Source organism: Aquabacterium sp. (genome assembly GCF_044226965.1).
GTDB lineage: Bacteria > Pseudomonadota > Gammaproteobacteria > Burkholderiales > Burkholderiaceae_C > Pseudaquabacterium.
Genome location: NZ_JBGAGA010000003.1, coordinates 47,903 through 67,026 on the forward strand (window position 1 = coordinate 47,903; position 19,124 = coordinate 67,026).

Sequence of the window (19,124 nt, forward strand, 5' to 3'; positions counted from 1 at the left end):
GCATGACGCCTGTTCCAACCCACTCCAAACAGGAAACAAGCCATGTCGCTGATCAACACCACGCTGAAGCCCTTCAAGGCCACCGCCTACCACCAGGGCAAGTTCATCGAGGTCACCGAAGCCAGCCTGAAGGGCAAGTGGTCGGTGCTGTTCTTCTACCCGGCAGACTTCACCTTCGTCTGCCCCACCGAGCTGGGTGACCTGGCCGACCACTACGACACGTTCAAGGCGCTCGGCGTCGAGGTCTACGGCGTTTCCACCGACACGCACTTCACGCACAAGGCCTGGCACGACAGCTCGGAAACCATCGCCAAGGTCAAGTACCCGCTGATCGGCGACCCGACCGGCACCCTGACCCGCAACATGGGCGTGATGATCGAGGAAGAAGGCCTCGCGCTGCGCGGCACCTTCGTGATCAACCCCGAAGGCCAGATCAAGCTGATGGAAGTGCACGACAACGGCATCGGCCGCGACGCCCAGGAACTGCTGCGCAAGGTGCAGGCCGCCCAGTACGTGGCCAACCACCCGGGCGAGGTCTGCCCCGCCAAGTGGACGCCGGGCGCCGAGACGCTGGCCCCGTCGCTGGACTTGGTCGGGAAGATCTGACCCCACCCCCGTAGCGGCCTTGCGGCCGCCTCCCCCTCAAGGGGGCGCCCCCGGGCGGCCCGGCAAAGCCGGTTCCGCGGGGTCACTCGAATGGCCCAACCCGGCGCGCTGCGCCTGGTTTGGGTGAAGCCTTGCCATCGACGTCTGGAGCCGCTCATGCTGGACACCGCCCTGCAAACGCAATTGAAGGCCTACCTCGAGAAGCTGCGCAAGCCGATCGAGCTGATCGCCTCGGTCGATGCGTCGCCGAAGTCGCAGGAGCTGCTGACGCTGCTGCGGCAGATCGAATCGCTGTCATCCAAAGTGAGCGTCAGCCTGCGCGACGACGGCGAACGCCTGCCTTCGTTTGCGATCGCCGCGGCCGGCGAGCCGGCGCGCGTGCGCTTCGCCGGCATTCCGCTGGGCCACGAGTTCAGCTCGCTGGTGCTGGCGCTGCTGCAGGTGGGCGGCCATCCGCCGAAGCTCGAGCCGGAGGTCATTGCCCAGATCCAGGCACTGGAGGGCGAGCACCATTTCGAGACCTACATGTCGCTGACGTGCCAGAACTGCCCGGAGGTCGTGCAGTCGCTGAACCTGATGGCGGCCCTGAACCCGCGCATCACGCATGTCACGATCGACGGCGCGCTGTTTCAGGACGAAGTGCAGCAGCGGCAGATCATGGCGGTGCCCTCGATCTTCCGCAACGGCCAGGCCTTCGGCCAGGGCCGCATGGGCGTCGCCGAAATCCTGGCCAGGCTCGACACCGGCGCCGCACAGCGCAGCGCCGCAAAGCTCAACGACAAACCGGTGTTCGACGTGCTGATCGTCGGTGGCGGCCCGGCCGGCGCGGCCGCGGCGGTGTACGCGGCGCGCAAGGGCATCCGCACCGGCGTGGTGGCAGAACGGTTCGGCGGCCAGACGCTGGACACCCTGGGCATCGAGAACTTCATCTCGGTGGCGCACACCGAAGGCCCGAAGTTCGCGAACGCGCTGGAACAGCATGTGCGCGAATACGAGGTCGACGTGATGAACGCACAGCGGGCCGAGAAGCTGGTGCCGGGCGAGATCGTCGAGGTGCAGCTGGCCGGTGGCGCGACGCTGAAGAGCCGCAGCGTCATCGTCTCCACCGGCGCGCGCTGGCGTGAGGTGAACGTGCCGGGCGAGCGCGAATACCGCAACCGTGGCGTGGCCTACTGCCCGCACTGCGACGGCCCGCTGTTCAAGGGCAAGCGCGTCGCGGTGATCGGCGGGGGCAACTCCGGCGTCGAAGCGGCGATCGATCTGGCCGGCATCGTCGCCCAGGTGACGCTGCTGGAATTCGCCGACCAGCTGCGCGCCGATGCGGTGCTGGTGGCCAAGCTGAAAAGCCTGCCCAATGTCACCGTGACCACCGGCGCGCAGACCACCGCGATCCACGGCGATGGCCACAAGGTCAACGGCCTGGCCTACACCGATCGTGCGACCGGCCAGTCCCACACGCTCGCGCTGGAAGGCGTGTTCGTGCAGATCGGCCTGGTGCCGAACACCGAGTGGCTGAAGGGCACGCTCGAGCTCAGCCGGCACGGCGAAATCGTTGTCGACGCCAAGGGCCAGACCAGCGTGCCCGGCGTGTTCGCGGCGGGTGACGTGACCACGGCGCCGTTCAAGCAGATCATCATTGCCGCGGGCGACGGCGCCAAGGCCGCGCTCGGCGCCTTCGACCACCTGATCCGCAGCGGCGCGCCAGCCGCCGCCACGGCGTGAAGCGGGTCACGAACCTGACTTTGGACACGCTCGACTTCGCGTGATCTGACACGATTGGCAGGCTCACGCTGACAGCAGGAAACAAGGGCTGCGCCTAGTATGGGTGCATGCCCCGCAGCCCCCTGCCCACCCTCGCCGCCGCGCTGGCCCTGACGGCCGGCGCGAACCTGGCGCGGGCGGACGAGCCCGCGGCGCCGCGCGACGGACTCTCGGTCGACACCGATGCGGTGATCGTCGATGTCACCCCCCAGCGCGCCTTGCGCGAGCCCGCGACCGGCGGCCCGACCCAGTATGCGTCCGGCACCCGCACGATGCTGTGGTCGCGCCGGGGCGCGGTGCAGTGGGGCCTGGGGCTGGAGCAGCCCGCTGCGCAGGCCGCGGGCATGCTGCAGCCGGGGTTGCTGCCGGCGCCGCGCATGCTGCTCGGGGCCAGCCTGGACACCAGTGCCAGCACCCAGCTGCAATGGCGCACGCCCGTGCCGGCCGGGCTGGCACGCGATGGGCAGGAACCGCCGCGGACCATGGAGCTTTCGCTGGTGCTCAAGCCCAGCGATTCGTTGGCTGCGCTGCGGCGCGGCGCCTTGATGCGGCTGGAGCTGAGCGGCCAGACACAGCTTTCGCTGCGGCCGCGCGGCGGTCGCCTGGGCCTGCTGCTGACCAGCAAGTGGTGAGTCCGCGCTGAAGCGCGACGAGGCCGCCGCCACGGGCACAATCGCAGGCTTTTTGCCCCGCCTCGCGGCGCGGGCGTCGAGCCTCCCGTGTTCAAGAACCTGATGGTCTACCGCCTGGCGCCGCATTGGTCGGCCAGCCCGGCCGAAATCGAAGACAAGCTGCAGCAGGCGCGCTTCGTCGAATGTGGCGCGACGCAGCCGCGCTCGGCCGGCTGGGTCGAGCCGCGCGAAGTGGCCAACGGCCCGCTGATCGAGGTGGTCGACGGCCAGTGGCTGCTGATGCTGATGGTCGAGCAGAAGGTGCTGCCCGGCGCGGTGGTCAAGCGTCAGGTCGAAGCGCTGGCCGCGAAGATCGAGCAGCAGACCGGCCGCAAGCCCGGCAAGAAGCAGCTGCGCGAGCTGAAGGACCAGGCTCAGCTGGACCTGCTGCCGATGGCCTTCACCAAGCGCGCGGCGATGCGGGTCTGGATTGCGCCGGCCGAGCGCCTGCTGATGATCGATGCCGGCAGCAGCGCGAAGGCCGACGAGGTGCTGACGCAGCTGACCAAGAGCCTGCCCGGGCTGTCGGCCCAGTTGATCAACACCGCGCTCTCACCCGCCGCGGCCATGGCCGAATGGCTGAGCAGCGGCGAAGCGCCTTCCGGCTTCAGCATCGACCGCGATTGCGAACTGAAGGCCGCCGAAGGCGAGAAGCCCGCGGTGCGCTATGCCCGGCATGCGCTGGACATCGACGAGATCCGCGGCCACATCGCGGCCGGCAAGCAGCCGACCCGGCTGGCGCTCACCTGGCAGGGCCGCGTGTCCCTCGTGCTGACCGAGGCGATGCAGATCAAGAAGCTCGCGTTCCTCGACGGCGTGTTCGAGGGTCGCAAGGCGAAGAAGGACGAGGCCTTCGACGCCGACGCGGCGATTGCCACCGGCGAGCTGGCGCCGCTGCTCGGGGACCTGATCGACGCGCTGGGCGGCGAAGAGGCCATCGGGCAGTAGCCGATCAGGTGTCCTTGCTGACCGTGATGGTCGGGAACTTGGCGCTGAAGTCCTTGGCCTTCTCGGCGATCTTCACCGCCAGCTGCCGCGCGATCTGCCGGTAGAGCGCGGCGGTCTCGCCGTCGGGGTCGGCCACCACGGTGGGATGGCCGGAGTCGGCCTGCTCGCGGATGGCGCGGGTCAGCGGCAGCGCGCCCAGGTAGTCCATCTTGTACTCGGCAGCCATCTTGCGGCCGCCGTCGGCGCCAAAGATGTGCTCGGTGTGACCGCAGTTCGGGCAGCAGTAGACCGCCATGTTCTCGACCAGGCCGAGGATCGGCACGCCGACTTTCTCGAACATCGCGACGCCCTTCTTCGCATCGAGCAGGGCAATGTCCTGCGGCGTCGTGACGATCACCGCGCCGGTCAGCGGCACGCGCTGGCTCAGCGTGAGCTGGATGTCGCCGGTGCCGGGCGGCATGTCGACGATCAGGTAGTCGAGGTCCTTCCAGTTCGTCTGCCGCAGCAACTGGTCGAGCGCCTGCGTGGCCATCGGGCCGCGCCAGATCATGGCCTGGTCAGGCTCGACCAGGAAGCCGATCGACATCACCTGCAGGCCATGGCCATGCATCGGCTCCATGGTCTTGCCGTCCTCGCTTTCGGGCCGGCCGGTCACGCCCAGCATCATCGGCTGGCTGGGGCCGTAGATGTCCGCATCGAGCACGCCCACCGACGCGCCTTCGGCGGCCAGCGCCAGCGCCAGGTTGGCGGCGGTGGTGCTCTTGCCGACGCCGCCCTTGCCGGAGGCGATGGCGACGATGTTCTTCACGCCCGGCAACAGCTGCACGCCACGCTGCACCGCATGCGCGGTGATCTGCGAGTTCACCGTCACGCTGACGTTGGTGACGCCCGGCACCTGGCGCGCCGCGTCGATCAGCGCACGCCGCACCGAGGCGAACAGGCTCTTGGCCGGGTAGCCCAGCACGACATCGAAGGACACGTCGCCGCCCTCGATGCGCAGGTTCTTCAACTGGCGGCTTGACACATGGTCCTTGCCGGTGTGGGGATCGGGAACAGTCTTCAGCGCTGCCAGCAGCGCGGCTTCGGTCGGAGCGGTCGTGGCGGTCATGACAGCCAGTCTAGCGTCCCGGCGGCGACAGCAACGGCAGCGTGGGAACGAGGGGCGCTTCCTAGAATCGGCCGTCGCCCTTCCCCGCCGCCCACGATGACCAGCACCGCCGCTCCTGCTGCCGACACCTTTCGCGACCTGCCGTCGCTGCTGCGCGAGCATGCGAACGCCAGGCCCGATGCGCTGGCCCTCCACGATGCGCAAGGCAGCCTCCGCTACGGCGAGCTCGATGCCCTGGTCGACCGCGTGGCGGCCAGCCTGCAGCGCGACGGCCTGCAGCCGCAGGACGTGATCGCGATCTGCGCGGCCAGCAGCATCGACTACCTGGCAGTCTTCCTCGGCGCCTTGCGCGCCGGCCTCGCGGTGGCCCCGTTGGCGCCGAGTGCCACACCGGCTCAGCTGGCCGGCATGGTGGCCGATGCGGGCGCACGGATGCTCTTCCTCGACGCCCCGGTGGCAAGCGCACTGGCCGAAGGCGCCATCGACCTAGGCGATGAAGTGGTGAGCGTCAGGCTCGATGCAGGCACCGGCGATGGCGATCGACCGCTGGCGCAGTGGCTGCTGCCGGCGGGCGCGCGACCGCGCCCGGTCAGCATCGATCCGGCCTGGGCCTTCAACCTGATCTATTCGTCCGGCACCACGGGCACGCCCAAGGGCATCGTCCAGCCGCATGCGATGCGCTGGGCGCACATCCAGCGCGCGGCGATGTCGGGCTATGCGCCCGACGCCGTCACTTTGATCGCGACGCCGCTGTACTCCAATACCACCTTGGTGTCGGTGATCCCGACGCTCGCCCATGGCGGCCAGGTGGTGCTGATGCCGAAGTTCGATGCGCAGAAGTATCTGCAGCTCGCGCAGGCCCATCGCGCCACGCACACGATGCTGGTGCCCGTGCAATACCAGCGGCTGATGGCGCGACCCGACTTCGATGACTACGACCTGTCGTCCTTCAAGGCCAAGTTCTGCACCAGCGCACCCTTCCATGCCGATCTGAAGGCCGACGTGCTGGCCCGGTGGCCCGGCGCGCTGGTGGAGTACTACGGCATGACCGAGGGTGGCGGCACCTGCATCCTGCAGGCCCACCTGTTCCCGCACAAGTTGCACACGGTGGGGCAGCCCGCCGAAGGGCATGACATACGGCTGATCGACGAGGCCGGACAGGAAGTGCCGGCCGGCGAGGCCGGCGAGGTGGTGGGCCGCTCGCCCGGCATGATGACCGGCTACCACAACCAGCCCGCCAAGACGGCCGAAGCGGAGTGGTACGACGCGCAGGGACGGCGCTACATCCGCACCGGCGACATCGGCCGCTTCGATGCCGATGGCTTCCTCACCTTGTTCGACCGTCGCAAGGACATGATCATCAGCGGCGGCTTCAACATCTACCCGAGCGATCTGGAGGCCGTGCTGCGCCGACACCCGGCGGTGGCCGATGCCGCGGTGATCGGTGTGCCCTCGGCCGAATGGGGCGAGACGCCGGTGGCCTGCGTCGTGCCGCGGCCGGAGGCCCAGGCCACGCCAGAGGCCATCCGCGAATGGGTCAATGCCCAGGTGGGCAAGACCCAGCGCCTGGCGGCGCTGCGCTTCACCGATGAACTGCCACGCAGCGCGATCGGCAAGGTGCTCAAGCGCGAACTGCGCGAGGCCTGGGGCCGCAGCTCGGACCATTGACGGCGACTTCGCGCCGGTTTCCAAGCAGGCACAGGCCCGCGCCAATTCAGTGCGCGGTCAGCGGCTCGCACTTGGCACGCCACGTGCATCTCTTTCCCTCTTGAGGACGTATTTGCTTATCCGAATTGCGATGAACTTTCAAGCGTAAACACGCTGGTAACCGCCTTGACGCTTTAAGGTGTTGCACCAAGAAAACAGCGAATTCTTTCAAGCTATATTCCCCCCCTTCGCAGTGGAGAGAGCTGCGGCTGGCCCACAAGGCCACGTATCGTAAAAAGTCACAGAGACCCGACGTCAAAACGACGGGCCTTCTGGAGGTTAACGAGTGGATTACGCTCAACAGCAACGCAACCCGGGCAAACACCTGACCGGGTTCTCAGTGGTCGTCGTTCTGCACATCATTCTGGGATGGGCATTGGTGAACGGTCTGGCCCGCAAGATCGTCGAAGTCGTCAAGGCACCGATCGAAACCAAGATCATCGAGGAGGTGAAGCCGCCTCCGCCCCCGCCGCCGGAGAACCTGCCGCCGCCACCGAAGACGGCGCCGCCGCCGCCTTCCTTCGTGCCGCCGCCGGAAGTGCAGATCGCCAACCCTCCGCCGGCGCCGAGCATCACGGTGACGCGTGAGGTACCGCCGCCCGCCGCTCCGGTGACGATTGCGCCGCCGCCCGGACCGCCGACGCCGCCGGCTCCGCCCCCGCGCGCTGCCGCGAAGCCGGCCATTGCCAACGTGCAGCAGTGCGCGCCGAAGGGTGACGACTACCCGCCGGCCGCGCTGCGCGCCGAGGCCACCGGCACGACCAAGGTCCGCTTCGTCATCGATGGCGCCGGCAAGCTCATCAAGTCCGATGTGGTCAAGTCGGCCGGCTCGTCGCGCGAACATCGCCTGCTGGACCGCGTCGCGCTCGAGAAGCTCAGCAGCTGCAATTTCACGCCTGGCATCGACGAGAACGGCAAGCCCGCGGGCGGCACGTTCGAAGTCGACTACGTCTGGAAGATCGAGTAGCGCACGCCCATACGCTGCTCGTTGCCACGCCTCTCCCCTACCCTGTTTCAACCGCGCAGCAAGATCTCTTACCGAGGGATTTGCGCGCCCGTTCCTGCCTGGAGTCACCCATGTTCCTGAACAAGTATCTGCGTGCGCCGCTGGCTGCTGCACTGATGGCCCTTGCCACCCTCGCCTCGACCACGCTGCCGACCACGGCGCAGGCCCAGGCATCCGCGCCGGCGGCCGAAGCGCCGGCACCGGCCGCAGCACCGGCACCCGCGCCCGCGCCGGCCGCCACCGTGGCCAAGGAAAGCGTCGAGAACCCTTACGGCATCGCCACGATGGTGCGCGATGGTGACTTCGTGACCCGCGGCACGCTGATCATCATGATCATCATGTCGATGGGCAGCTGGTACATCATCTTCACCAAGCTTTGGGAGCAGCGCCGTCTGTTCAAGGCCGCCGACGGCGTGAACGACAGCTTCTGGAAGGCCGGTTCCGTGGCCAAGGGTGCCAGCTCGCTGGACGAAAGCAGCGCCTTCCGCTACATCGCCGAGCAAGGCATCAAGGCCGACGAGCACCACGAAGGCAGCCTGGTCGAACAGATCGACCGCCACACCTGGATCGGCATGAGCGTGCAACGCGCCACCGACAACATCAACAGCCGCCTGCAGGACGGCCTGGCCTTCCTGGCGACGGTGGGCTCCACCGCGCCGTTCGTCGGCCTGTTCGGCACGGTGTGGGGCATCTACCACGCGCTGACGGCCATCGGCATTGCGGGTCAGGCTTCGATCGACAAGGTGGCCGGCCCGGTGGGCGAGGCGCTGATCATGACCGCGTTCGGCCTGGCCGTCGCGGTGCCCGCGGTGATGGGCTACAACTGGCTGATCCGCCGCAACAAGGGCGTGATGGAGCGCGTGCGTGCGTTCTCGGCCGACATCCACAACGTGCTGCTGGCCGGCAAGCGCTGAAGACATTGCCAGCAGGCGCGTACCGGCCCGTCACGAGCGGGTCGCGCGCCTGATGCCGAGCAAGGAGTAGAGCTATGGCCATGAGTGTTGGCTCGCCTGATGGCGACGGCGAAGACCAGATGAATTCCAGCATCAACACCACGCCCCTGGTGGACGTGATGCTGGTGCTGCTGATCATCTTCCTGATCACGATTCCGGTGGTGACGCAGAGCATCCAGCTCGAGCTGCCCAAGGAGCGCAACGTTCCCACGCAGACCAAGCCGGAGAACATCCTGCTGGCCGTGAGCAAGGACGGCGACTACTACTGGAACACGCGCAAGATGCCCGACATCGAGTCGATCGTGACCGAGTTGAAGAAAGAAGCGGTCAAGGAGCCGCAGCCCGAACTGCACATCCGCGGCGACCAGGATGCGCGCTACGAAAGTGTTGGCCGCCTCGTGGTGGCGGCCCAGCGGGCCGGCATCGCCAAGGTGGGCTTCATCACCGAGCCGCCGCCCAACGGCCAGTAAGCCCGCGAACGACAAGACAGAAGGAGCCTGAACATGGCCATGAGTGTGGGCGCCAGCGACGACGACATGATGGTGGACATGAACACCACGCCGCTGATCGACGTGATGCTGGTGCTGCTGATCATGTTCATCATCACCATTCCCGTGCAGACGCATGCGGTGAAGATGAACATGCCGGTCAACAGCAATGCGGCGCCGCCGCCGAAGCCGCCCGAGATCATCCGCATCGACGTCGACTTCGACGGCACGATCGGCTGGAACGGCATCCTGGTGCCGGACCGCAACGACCTCGAGGCCCGCCTGTCCCAGGTGGCTGCACAGCCCGATCAGCCGGAGGTGCACCTGCGCCCGAACAAGCTGGTGAGCTACAAGGTCGTCGCGATGGTGATGGCCAGCGCGCAGCGCCTGGGTGTCACCAAGATCGGCCTGGTCGGCAACGAGCAATTCCTGAATTGAGCCCACGATGAAAAAGCTCCACGCCTTGGCCGCCGCTGCGATGCTGGCGGTGGCAATCGGCGCGGCGCAGGCCCAGGCCGTGCGCCCCGAGGTCGGCAAGCCGCTGCAGCAGGCCAGCGAGTTGCTGCGCGCGGGCAAGGCCAAGGAGGCGCTGGCCAAGGTGCGCGAAGCCGATGCTGTCGGCGGCAAGACCGCCGCCGAGCAGACGATGATCGAGCGCATGCGCGGTGCCGCGGCACAGCGTGCCGGTGACACTGCCACCGCGATCCAGGCCTTCGAAGCGCTGTTCCCAAAGCTGTCGGGCGCAGATGCGGCTCAGGTGGCCGAGCAGCTGGCCTTCGCCTTCTCGCAGCAGAAGGACTGGCCGCGCACCAGCCAGTGGGCGCAGAAGGCCCAATCGCTCGGCAGCACGAGTCCGCAGCTGAAGCAGCTGCTGGCCTATGTGCAGAGCCAGAGCGGTGACTACAGCGCCATCGCGCGCGAAGCCGCCGCGGCCGTGTCCGCCGCCGAACAGGCGGGCCGCCGTCCCGAGGAAGGCGACCTGTTGCGCCTGGCCGATGCCCAGCAGCGCACCGGCAATGCCGCCGGCCAGACGGCCACGCTGGACAAGCTGCTGACCTACTATCCGAAGAAGGAATACTGGTCCATCTTCCTGGGCCGCCTGCCCCGCAAGAGCGGCTTCTCCGACCGTTTCTCGCTCGACGTGATGCGCCTGAAGCTGGCCACCGGCAACCTGAGCAAGACCGAGGAATTCATGGAAATGGCCCAGCTCTCGCTGCAGGCCGGCTACCCGGCCGAGGGCAAGGCCATCATCGAAAAGGGTTTTGCCAGCGGCGCCCTGGGGCAAGGCCCCGAGGCCGAGCGCCACAAGCGCCTGCGCGACCTGGCCATCAAGCAGGAGGGCGAAAGCAAGGCTTCGATCGAACAGCGCGCAAAGGACGCGGCCACCGCCAAGGACGGCAACGACCTGGTGCAGATCGGCTATGCCTACGTCACGATGGGTCAGGCCGACAAGGGCATTCCGCTGATCGAACAAGGCATCGCCAAGGGCGGCCTGAAGCGACCCGAAGACGCCAAGCTGCGGCTGGGCCTGGCCCTGCTGCAAGGCGGCAAGGCCAAGGCCAAGGCCGTGCAGACCCTGCGCAGCGTGCAAGGCAACGACGGCGGCGCCGACCTCGGCCGGCTGTGGGCGCTGTACGCACAAACCAACGGTTGAATCTCGACGCGTTGGCGCTGCCCTACCTCGAAGCGCTGGGCGATGGCGTCTATGCCATCGACACCGGCTTCCATCGGCCGCGCTACGACGCGGCCTATTTGTTGGTGGAGTCCGGTCGCGCGGCCTTCATCGACACCGGCACCAACTTCGCGGTGCCGCGCCTGCTGGCCGCCCTGCACGCGCTGGGGCTCGCCCCGGACGACGTGGACTACGTGATCCCGACACACGTGCACCTCGACCATGCCGGCGGGGCCGGGCTGTTGATGCAGTCGCTGCCCCGGGCCACGATGCTGGTGCATCCGCGCGGCGCGCGACACATGATCGACCCGACTGCGCTGTACCTCAGTGCGCTGTCGGTCTACGGCGCCGACGAGATGCAACGTGCCTACGGCCAGTTGCACGCGGTGCCCGCCCGGAGGGTCCGCACGCCGGCCGATGGCGAGACGGTGGACCTGGCCGGCCGCCCGCTGCGCTTCATCGACACACCGGGCCACGCGCGCCACCACCACTGCATCTGGGACGAACGCACCGGCGGCTGGTTCACCGGCGACACCTTCGGCCTGTCCTATCGCGAATTCGACACGACCGAGGGCGCCTGGATCCTGCCGACCACCACGCCGGTGCAGTTCGAGCCCGATCCGCTGCGCCGCTCGATCGACCGGCTGCTGGCGGCCCAGCCACGCTGCATGTACCTGACGCATTACAGCCGCGTGCAGGGTGTGCCGCGGCTGGCCGAGCTGCTGCACGAGCAGATCGACGCGATGGTGGCGCTGGGCCTGGCGCTGCGCCACGCCGCCGATCGGCATGCCCAGCTGGTGCAGGGCCTGCGCGCGCTGTACCGCGGCCAGCTGCAACGCCATGGCATCACGGCCGACAGCGCGACCGAGGCGCTGGCGCTGGACATCGAGCTCAATGCCCAGGGCCTGGGCATCTGGCTCGACCGGCGCGCCGACCGGCGGCCGCGCTGACGCGCACCTGACGCCGGCCTAACGCCAATCCGGCGCGGCCAACTGCTTCAGCGCAAGGCGGCCGCCTCGCGCGCCAGCCGCGTGATGCGCGCCCAGTCCTTCGCCGCCACCGCATCGGCGGGCGTCAGCCACGAACCGCCGCAGACCTTGACATTGGGCAGCGCCAGGAACTGGGGCGCGGTCTCGAGCGTGATGCCCCCGGTGGGGCAGAACACCACATCGGGGAACGGGCCGGCCAGCGCCTTCAGCATCGGGATGCCCCCGGCCTGCTGCGCCGGGAAGAACTTCAGGAAGTCCAGTCCATCGCCGTGTGCGCTCATCACCTCGCTGGCGGTGGCCACACCGGGCAGCAGCGGCAGGTCCAGTTCGCGGCAGGCGCGGCCGACTTCGGCGGTGTAGCCAGGGCTCACGGCGAAGCGGCTGCCCGCATCGCGCGCCGCGCGCGCATCGGCCGCACTGCGGATCGTGCCGGCGCCGACGATGGCCTCGGGCAGCGCCTTGGCAATGGCCTCGATGCAGTCCAGCGCCACCGGCGTGCGCAGCGTCACTTCCAGCACCTTCACGCCGCCGGCGAGCAGCGCTTCGGCCAGCGGCACCGCATCGGCCACTTGTTGCAGCACGATCACCGGAATCACGGGGCCATGGCTGGCCAGGCTGAGGGTATCGATCATCTCGGGCTTCATTCTCGTCAGGCTCACAACCAGGTGATGGCGCCCTGCTCGGCGCTGCTGACATGGCGGCGCATGCCACCGAAGAGTTCGCGGCCCAGGCCGTGGGCGTTGTCCACGGCCTGCGCCGCGTCAAGGGTCTGCGCTGAGCGTGCCGCCCACTCGGCCTCGTCGACCAGCACATCGAGCTGGCCCTGCACCGCATCGAGCCGGATGCGGTCGCCGGTGCGCACCCGGGCCAGCGGCCCGCCGGCCAGCGCTTCAGGGCTGACATGGATCGCCGCCGGCACCTTGCCGGAGGCGCCGCTCATGCGCCCATCGGTCACCAGCGCCACCTTGAAGCCCTTGCCCTGCAGCACGGCCAGCGGCGGCGTCAGCTTGTGCAGCTCGGGCATGCCGTTGGCGCGCGGCCCCTGGAAGCGCACCACGGCGACGAAGTCGCGCTCGAGCTCGCCAGCCTTGAACGCCTTCTGCAGCGCTTCCTGGCTTTCGAACACGATGGCCGGCGCCTCGACCACATGGCGGTCTTCCGGCACCGCCGAGACCTTGATCACCGAGCGGCCGAGGTTGCCTGTCAGCAGCCGCAGGCCGCCGGACGGCGAGAACGGCGCCGTGGCGCTGCGCACCACCGCGCTGTCGCCGCTCTCGGCCGGGAGCGTCTGCCAGCGGAGACCGTCGTCGGACAGGCGCGGCACCTGGCCGTAGGCCGCGAGGCCGCCGCTGGCCACCGTGGCGACATCGGGATGCAGGCAACCGCTGTCCAGCAGCTCGCGCAGCACGAAGCCGGTGCCACCGGCCGCCTGGAACTGGTTCACGTCGGCACTGCCGTTCGGGTACACGCGCGCCAGCAGCGGCACTTCGGCCGACAGCTCGGAGAAGTCGGTCCAGTCGATCAGGATGCCGGCGGCGCGCGCCACCGCGACCCAGTGGATCAGGTGATTGGTCGACCCGCCGGTGGCCAGCAGCGCGACCATCGCATTGACGATCACCCGCTCGTCGACCAGCCGGCCGATCGGCGTGTAGCGCTGCGCGCGGGTGATGCCCAGCACGGTACGCACCGCCTCGCGCGTCAGCGCCTCGCGCAGCGGGGCATGCGGGTGCACGAAGGCTGCGCCAGGCACATGCAGGCCCATCGCCTCCAGCAGCATCTGATTGCTGTTGGCTGTGCCGTAGAAGGTGCAGGTGCCGGCGCCGTGGTAGGCGGCCTGTTCGGCCTGCAGCAGCTGGTCGCGACCGACCAGGCCTTGCGCATGCTGCTCACGCACCTTGGCCTTGTCGTTGTTCGACAAGCCCGAGCTCATCGGCCCGGCGGGCACGAAGACGCAGGGCAGGTGGCCGAAGTGCAGCGCCCCGATCAGCAGGCCCGGCACGATCTTGTCGCAGATGCCCAGCAGCAGCGCGCCGTCGAACACGTCATGGGTCAGCGCGATCGCGGTGGCCATCGCGATGGTGTCGCGCGAGAACAGCGACATCTCCATGCCCGGCAGGCCCTGCGTCACGCCGTCGCACATCGCCGGCACCCCGCCGGCCACCTGCGCGGTGGCGCCATGGCGGCGCGCCTCGTCGCGGATCAGCGCCGGGTAGTTCTCGTAGGGCTGGTGCGCCGACAGCATGTCGTTGTAGGCCGTCACCACCGCCAGGTTGGGCGCGCGCTCGGCCACCACGCGCAAGCGCTCGTCGCCCGGCATCGCCGCGAAGGCATGCGCCACGTTGGCACAGCCCATGCGTTGGCTGCCGGCAGGACGCTGGGCCAAGGCGTCGATGCGGTCCAGGTAGTCGCGCCGGGTGCCCGCGCTGCGCTCGCGGATGCGCCCGGTGATGTCGGCGATGCGTGTCTTCATGGCGAAATGGTAACTCATGGCGCCCATAACAGGTAATCAAATTACATTGCCATGCGGATCACTCGGGATGAGGGCCGCGTTCTGGCATGCTTGCGGGCCGCCACCATGCTGAAGCCACTGCGCGATCCGATCCCGCTGCTCGAACGCACCCTCGCCGAGTGGGGTGGCGAGCAAGACCTCTGGGTCTTTGGCTATGCCTCGCTGATCTGGCGCCCGGAGTTCGAGGCGGCCGAGCGACGTCATGCCTGGGTGCGCGGCTGGCACCGTGCCTTCCAGATGCGTTCACGCGTCAACCGCGGCTCGCCGGAGCAGCCGGGCCTGGTGTTCGCGCTGGTCTCCGGCGGCATGTGCCGCGGGGTGGTGTTCCGCATTCCGCGCGAGCGGGCCGATGAGGAACTGGTGCGGCTGTGGCAGCGCGAGATGCCCACCGGCGTCTACGACCCGCGCTGGCTGCGCTGCCACACGCCACAGGGGCCGGTGAAGGCGCTGGCCTTCACCCTGAGCCGTCGCAGCCCCAACTTCACCGGCCGCATCGATGACGCCCAGATGCTGCACATCCTGCGCCATGCGCACGGACGCTATGGCAGCACGCTGGATTATTTGGTTCAGACAGCCCACGCGCTGCGCATGCAGCAGGTGCGCGACCGCGAGATCGAGCGCCTCGTGAACCTGGCGCGGCGCCAGGGCCTGCTGACCTGAATCAGGGCAGGCCGGCGCTGCGCAGGGCACCGGGCACCGTGTGGCCCGAGCGCAGTGCGTCCAGGTCGGCTTCGGTGTCAACGTCCACCAGCACGCCGGGATCGTCGACCTCGAGGCCGTACGACGGGTAGCGGGCCACGACACGCCGCGCCCCTTCGTCGCCACTGAGCTGCACCAAGTCCGAGAACAATTCGGCGGCAAAACCCACCGGGTGGCCGCGCCGGCCGCGGTATTGCGCGAAGACCACCGGATGCTGGCCGAGCAAGCCCGCCACCGTGCTCAAGGTGGCCGGGCTGACCATCGGCATGTCGCCGGGCAGCACCAGCCAGCCCGGCGCATGGGGCCGGGCGGTGACACCTGCGGCGATCGAGTACCCCATGCCGAGGGCGGCCGGACTGCCGCTGCCCACCTCGGGCAGCACCACCACGTCGCGCCGGGCCACCCAGCGCGCGGCCTCCGACGCGAGCGGCGCGGTCGTGACCACCACCACCGGCAGGCCGCTTTCGATGGCATGCGAGATCGTCTGCCCAAGCACGCTCTGCTCGCCCAGGCCCTGCTCGAGCTTGTGCCCGGCGCCACGAAAGCGACTGCCGCGGCCGGCAGCAAGCACGATGACGACGGGTTGCGATTTCATGGATGAACACAAGCATGAGGTCGGCACCCGCCCTTCGACAGTCGGAGGATCACTTAAGGCCTTCCACGTAGGGAAAGCCCCGCAACCCGGTGCAGACCCCGAAGATCCCACGAGCCGCTGACGGGCGCGCCACGCCCTGCGCGGCATACTGTCGTGCATGGACAGCCACCAGATCGCCAGCCTGCGCAAGAGCTACGAGCGTGCCGAACTCGACGAATCGGCGTCCGAGGCCCTGCCGCTGCGCCAGTTCGCCCTGTGGTTGCAGCAGGCCATCGACGGGCAGCTGCCGGAGCCGAATGCGATGACGCTGGCCACCGTCGGCGCCGATGGCCGGCCTTCCACGCGTGTCGTGCTGATCAAGGGTTATGACGAGCGCGGCATCGTCTGGTACTCGAACTTCGAGAGTCGCAAGGGCCGCGAGATCGCCGGGCATCCGGCGGCGGCACTGCAATTCCATTGGGTCGAACTGGAGCGCGTGGTGCGCATCGAAGGCCTGGTGCAGACCTTCGGCGGCGAGGAGGCGGACGCGTACTTCGCGTCGCGTCCGCTCGATTCACGCATCGGCGCCTGGGCCTCGCCGCAAAGCCAGGTGATCAGCTCGCGGGCGGTGCTGGTGGCCAATGCCGCGCGCTATGCGGCACAGTTCGCGCTATCGCCGCCGCGGCCGCCCCACTGGGGTGGTTTCCGACTGGTGCCCGACCGCTGGGAGTTCTGGCAGGGTCGCCGCAGCCGGCTGCACGATCGGCTGCGCTACCGGCTCGACGCGGGCCAGTGGGTGCGGGAACGCCTGGCGCCTTGACGCGCGCGCGGCCTCAGCTACGCTCGGCCTGCATCATCAGCGTGTCGATCGACGCGAGAAAGCGCCGCACGTCGATCGGCTTGGTCCAGTAGTCGTCGAAGCCGGCGTCGCGTGCGGCCTTCACGTCATCCGGCATCGCGTTGGCCGACAGCGCGATGAAGCGGCAATGCGCATGGCGTGGGTCGGCACGAAGGCGCCGCATCACCTCGATGCCCGGGAGATCGGGCAGTTGCAGATCGAGCAGCACCACATCGGGCCCGAACTGCGCGGCGCAGGCCAGCGCGCTGGCACCGTCCTCGCACATCTGTACCGCCAGCGCCGGCCGCATGCCGAACACCTCGCGCAGCAACAGCAGGTTGACCGGGTTGTCCTCCACGCACAGCAGCCTGAGCGCCGGCGCAGGGTCGTCCGTGGCCTGCAGGGGCAGCGGCATCGCCTGCGCCTGGGGCAGCCAGACCCGGAACTCGCTGCCCCGCCCCGGACGGCTGTCGACCGTGACCTCGCCCCGGAGGCGGGCGACATGCCGCCGCACCAGGGTCAGGCCGATGCCGGGGCCATCGATGGCCTCCGCCTCGACGCCCAGACGCTGGAAGGGCTCGAACGCCGCCTGCAACTGCTCGGCGCTCATGCCGCGACCGTTGTCGCGCACTGCGACCACCCAGCCTGGCGCCTCACCGCGTGGCTCGGCCCAGCTGTCAATCTCGACATGGCCGCCAGGCCAGTTGTAGCGGATCGCGTTGTCCAGCAGCTGACCCAGCACGCGGGTCAGTCGCAGGCGGTCGCTCAACACGCGGCCGGGCAACGGCCGACGGTGCCAGCGCAGCTCGACGCCTGCCTCGCGGGCGGCCGATTCCGCCTGCGACACCGCGTCCGCCGCCACGTCTTCCAGCGCCACCGGCTCCAGCACCAGCGCCGCCGGGCCTTCCGAGTCACCGGTAAGCTCCAGCACCTCTTCGATCATCGACAGCAGCTTGCGGGCCGCGGTCTCGATGCGCAGCAGGCGTTCGCGCTGCCGCGGGCTGGGCGCGTCCTCGTCGTCGTGCAGCAGCAGCTGGCCAAAACCCAGCACCGCGTTCAACGGTGTGCGCAATTCGTGGCTCATGCGCGCCAGGAACTCGTTCTTCGCGCGGCTGACCTGCTCAGCGCGCTGGGTCTCGCGGGCGATGGCTTCTGCCACGCGGCGCTCGGTGACATCGATGTCGACACCCGCCACGTAGGTCGCATGGCCCGCGGCATCGCGCACGGCGCGGCCGAAAGCGGCCAGCCAGCGCTGCTCGCCATTCGGCCAGCGCACGCGGAACTCGTGGCGGAAGGTCTCGCCCTGCTCGACGTGGCGCTGCAACGCCTGCTCGTAGGCCTGCAGGTCGAGCGGATCGGTCGACTCCGCCACCACCTCCTCGACCGGCAAGCGCGAAGGCTCACGCCCGCGCAGCCGGTAGCCCACATCGCTGAGGTAGGAGTTGCCGCCATCGAACCGGCGCTCCCAGACCCCCACCCCGGCCGCCGCGAGCACGAATCCGATCCGCTCCCGCTCGCGCTCGAGCGCCAGACGCGACAGCTCCTGCTCGGTCACGTCCACATGCACGCCCACCATCACGCGCTGGCCGCCCTGCATCAGCTGGCGTGACCGGGCATGAATCCACCGCATGGCATCGCTGCCGGGCACCGGAATGCGAAACACCACATCGTCGACGCGGGGCCAGTTGGCGTTGGTCAGCAGCTGGCGCTCGCGCATCCAATCGCGGTCGAGCGGATGCACGTGGCGCGTCACCCATTCCTCGAAAGTCGGTGGACCCTCCTCGGGGCGGCGATGGTGGAGCCGGTACATCTGGTCATCCCACTCACCGACGCCGGTGTCGATGTTGCGCGACCAGAATCCGAGGCCGATGGTCTCGGCCGCCAGGCGCATGCGCTCGGACAGGTGCAGGCCGCGTTCGCGCTCGGCCACCAGATCGCTCAGATCGATCGACACGCCGAGCAGCCCGAGCAGCCTGCCCTGGGCGTCGCGGTGGGCCACCCGGCGGGTGAGCAGCGAGCGCCAGCCGCCGGCCGGCAGGGCGTAACGCACCATCGCGTCGGCCACACGATCGCCCGCCAGCGCCTGCCGGGCGGCCTCGGCGATGCCGGCCACGTCGTCGGGATGCATCTGCGCACGGTGGTCGGCCAGCGGGACGCTGGCGCTGTTGCCGCTGGAGCCCAGCGAGCCGGGGCCACGGCGAAAGAAATGGATGCGCTTCATCTCGGCGTCCACCCACCACACCGAAACATCCGACATGTACAGCGCGCGCTCGATCAGCGCACGGTCGTCGTCCCACTGGGCTTGCGAAACGATGTCGGGCTGAAGCCAGATCAGGCGTCCGTCATCCAGCGCGACCACGCGGCATCGAACGCGCCGGTTGTCCGGGCCCAGCAGGCGGTCGGTGTCACCGGGGCTCTCGAGGCTGGCGACGAGTTGCTCGATCTGGGCAGCATCGAGCCCGCAGTCGCGCTGCCATTGCAGCGCCGCGTCGTTCAGTTCATGACGCGCGCCACCGGCGCCAGTGCGCACGCGCACGGCCGGCGTCGGCGCCAGACGCCACACCTGCTCCATCGGCCACCCAGAGAAGTTCGTGT

Annotated in this window: 18 protein-coding genes; 13 read left to right on the forward strand and 5 right to left on the reverse strand. The window is 69.0% G+C overall.

What is annotated here, in order from left to right:
* Positions 1–42 precede the first annotated feature (42 nt).
* The 4 genes from ahpC to ACILR4_RS02170 all read left to right on the forward strand — a co-directional run bounded on the left by ahpC (position 43) and on the right by ACILR4_RS02170 (position 3,986).
* Entirely contained in the window at positions 43–606 is a 564-nt protein-coding gene (gene ahpC / locus ACILR4_RS02155) for an alkyl hydroperoxide reductase subunit C (RefSeq protein WP_395699174.1), read from the forward strand.
* Between the two features lie 156 nt (positions 607–762).
* Positions 763–2,328 (forward strand): alkyl hydroperoxide reductase subunit F, encoded by a 1,566-nt coding sequence (ahpF, locus tag ACILR4_RS02160; protein ID WP_395699175.1) that lies wholly within the window; start codon positions 763–765, stop codon positions 2,326–2,328.
* Positions 2,329–2,435: 107 nt separating this feature from the next.
* Positions 2,436–2,999: a hypothetical protein gene (locus ACILR4_RS02165; protein ID WP_395699176.1), complete on the forward strand. Its 564-nt coding sequence runs from the start codon at positions 2,436–2,438 to the stop codon at positions 2,997–2,999.
* Positions 3,000–3,086: 87 nt separating this feature from the next.
* On the forward strand, positions 3,087–3,986 hold the full coding sequence (locus ACILR4_RS02170) for a recombination-associated protein RdgC (RefSeq protein WP_395699177.1): 900 nt from the start codon (positions 3,087–3,089) through the stop codon (positions 3,984–3,986).
* Positions 3,987–3,990: 4 nt separating this feature from the next.
* On the opposite strand, the gene apbC is transcribed toward ACILR4_RS02170, so the two are convergent.
* On the reverse strand, positions 3,991–5,094 hold the full coding sequence (gene apbC / locus ACILR4_RS02175; RefSeq protein WP_395699178.1) for an iron-sulfur cluster carrier protein ApbC: 1,104 nt from the start codon (positions 5,092–5,094) through the stop codon (positions 3,991–3,993).
* Positions 5,095–5,190: 96 nt separating this feature from the next.
* Here apbC and ACILR4_RS02180 point away from each other — a divergent pair, with 96 nt between their 5' ends.
* The 7 genes from ACILR4_RS02180 to ACILR4_RS02210 all read left to right on the forward strand — a co-directional run bounded on the left by ACILR4_RS02180 (position 5,191) and on the right by ACILR4_RS02210 (position 11,870).
* Entirely contained in the window at positions 5,191–6,762 is a 1,572-nt protein-coding gene (locus tag ACILR4_RS02180) for a class I adenylate-forming enzyme family protein (protein WP_395699179.1), read from the forward strand.
* Between the two features lie 325 nt (positions 6,763–7,087).
* Positions 7,088–7,768 carry an energy transducer TonB gene (locus ACILR4_RS02185; RefSeq protein WP_395699180.1) on the forward strand — a complete coding sequence of 227 codons (681 nt, stop codon included), beginning with the start codon at positions 7,088–7,090 and terminating at the stop codon, positions 7,766–7,768.
* A gap of 110 nt (positions 7,769–7,878) precedes the next feature.
* A complete protein-coding gene (locus ACILR4_RS02190; protein WP_395699181.1) occupies positions 7,879–8,721 on the forward strand; it encodes a MotA/TolQ/ExbB proton channel family protein in 843 nt (280 codons plus the stop codon).
* 74 nt (positions 8,722–8,795) lie between these two features.
* Entirely contained in the window at positions 8,796–9,230 is a 435-nt protein-coding gene (locus ACILR4_RS02195; RefSeq protein WP_395699182.1) for an ExbD/TolR family protein, read from the forward strand.
* A gap of 33 nt (positions 9,231–9,263) precedes the next feature.
* Entirely contained in the window at positions 9,264–9,686 is a 423-nt protein-coding gene (locus tag ACILR4_RS02200; protein WP_395699183.1) for an ExbD/TolR family protein, read from the forward strand.
* 7 nt (positions 9,687–9,693) lie between these two features.
* The gene (locus ACILR4_RS02205) at positions 9,694–10,902 is read left to right on the forward strand and encodes a tetratricopeptide repeat protein (protein ID WP_395699184.1); all 1,209 of its coding nucleotides are present in this window, start codon (positions 9,694–9,696) and stop codon (positions 10,900–10,902) included.
* A complete protein-coding gene (locus ACILR4_RS02210) occupies positions 10,899–11,870 on the forward strand; it encodes an MBL fold metallo-hydrolase (RefSeq protein ID WP_395699185.1) in 972 nt (323 codons plus the stop codon). The genes ACILR4_RS02205 and ACILR4_RS02210 overlap by 4 nt, the downstream gene beginning before the upstream one ends.
* A gap of 47 nt (positions 11,871–11,917) precedes the next feature.
* Here ACILR4_RS02210 and eda read toward each other — a convergent pair whose 3' ends face one another.
* Positions 11,918–12,541, reverse strand: a complete 624-nt coding sequence (eda, locus tag ACILR4_RS02215) for a bifunctional 4-hydroxy-2-oxoglutarate aldolase/2-dehydro-3-deoxy-phosphogluconate aldolase (protein WP_395699186.1) — start codon at positions 12,539–12,541, stop codon at positions 11,918–11,920.
* Between the two features lie 23 nt (positions 12,542–12,564).
* Positions 12,565–14,379: a phosphogluconate dehydratase gene (gene edd, locus ACILR4_RS02220; RefSeq protein ID WP_395699187.1), complete on the reverse strand. Its 1,815-nt coding sequence runs from the start codon at positions 14,377–14,379 to the stop codon at positions 12,565–12,567.
* Between the two features lie 105 nt (positions 14,380–14,484).
* Between edd and ACILR4_RS02225 the strand changes: the two genes are divergently transcribed.
* The gene (locus ACILR4_RS02225) at positions 14,485–15,078 is read left to right on the forward strand and encodes a gamma-glutamylcyclotransferase (protein WP_395699188.1); all 594 of its coding nucleotides are present in this window, start codon (positions 14,485–14,487) and stop codon (positions 15,076–15,078) included.
* Between the two features lies 1 nt (position 15,079).
* Here the strand turns inward: ACILR4_RS02225 and ACILR4_RS02230 are convergent, their stop codons facing one another.
* Complete coding sequence (locus tag ACILR4_RS02230; protein WP_395699189.1) at positions 15,080–15,712, reverse strand: NTP transferase domain-containing protein; 633 nt, start codon at positions 15,710–15,712, stop codon at positions 15,080–15,082.
* Positions 15,713–15,869: 157 nt separating this feature from the next.
* Here ACILR4_RS02230 and pdxH point away from each other — a divergent pair, with 157 nt between their 5' ends.
* Positions 15,870–16,511, forward strand: coding sequence for a pyridoxamine 5'-phosphate oxidase (gene pdxH / locus ACILR4_RS02235; RefSeq protein WP_395699190.1), 642 nt, complete (start codon positions 15,870–15,872; stop codon positions 16,509–16,511).
* 13 nt (positions 16,512–16,524) lie between these two features.
* On the opposite strand, the gene ACILR4_RS02240 is transcribed toward pdxH, so the two are convergent.
* On the reverse strand, positions 16,525–19,101 hold the full coding sequence (locus tag ACILR4_RS02240) for a PAS domain-containing protein (RefSeq protein ID WP_395699191.1): 2,577 nt from the start codon (positions 19,099–19,101) through the stop codon (positions 16,525–16,527).
* Positions 19,102–19,124: the final 23 nt, after the last annotated feature.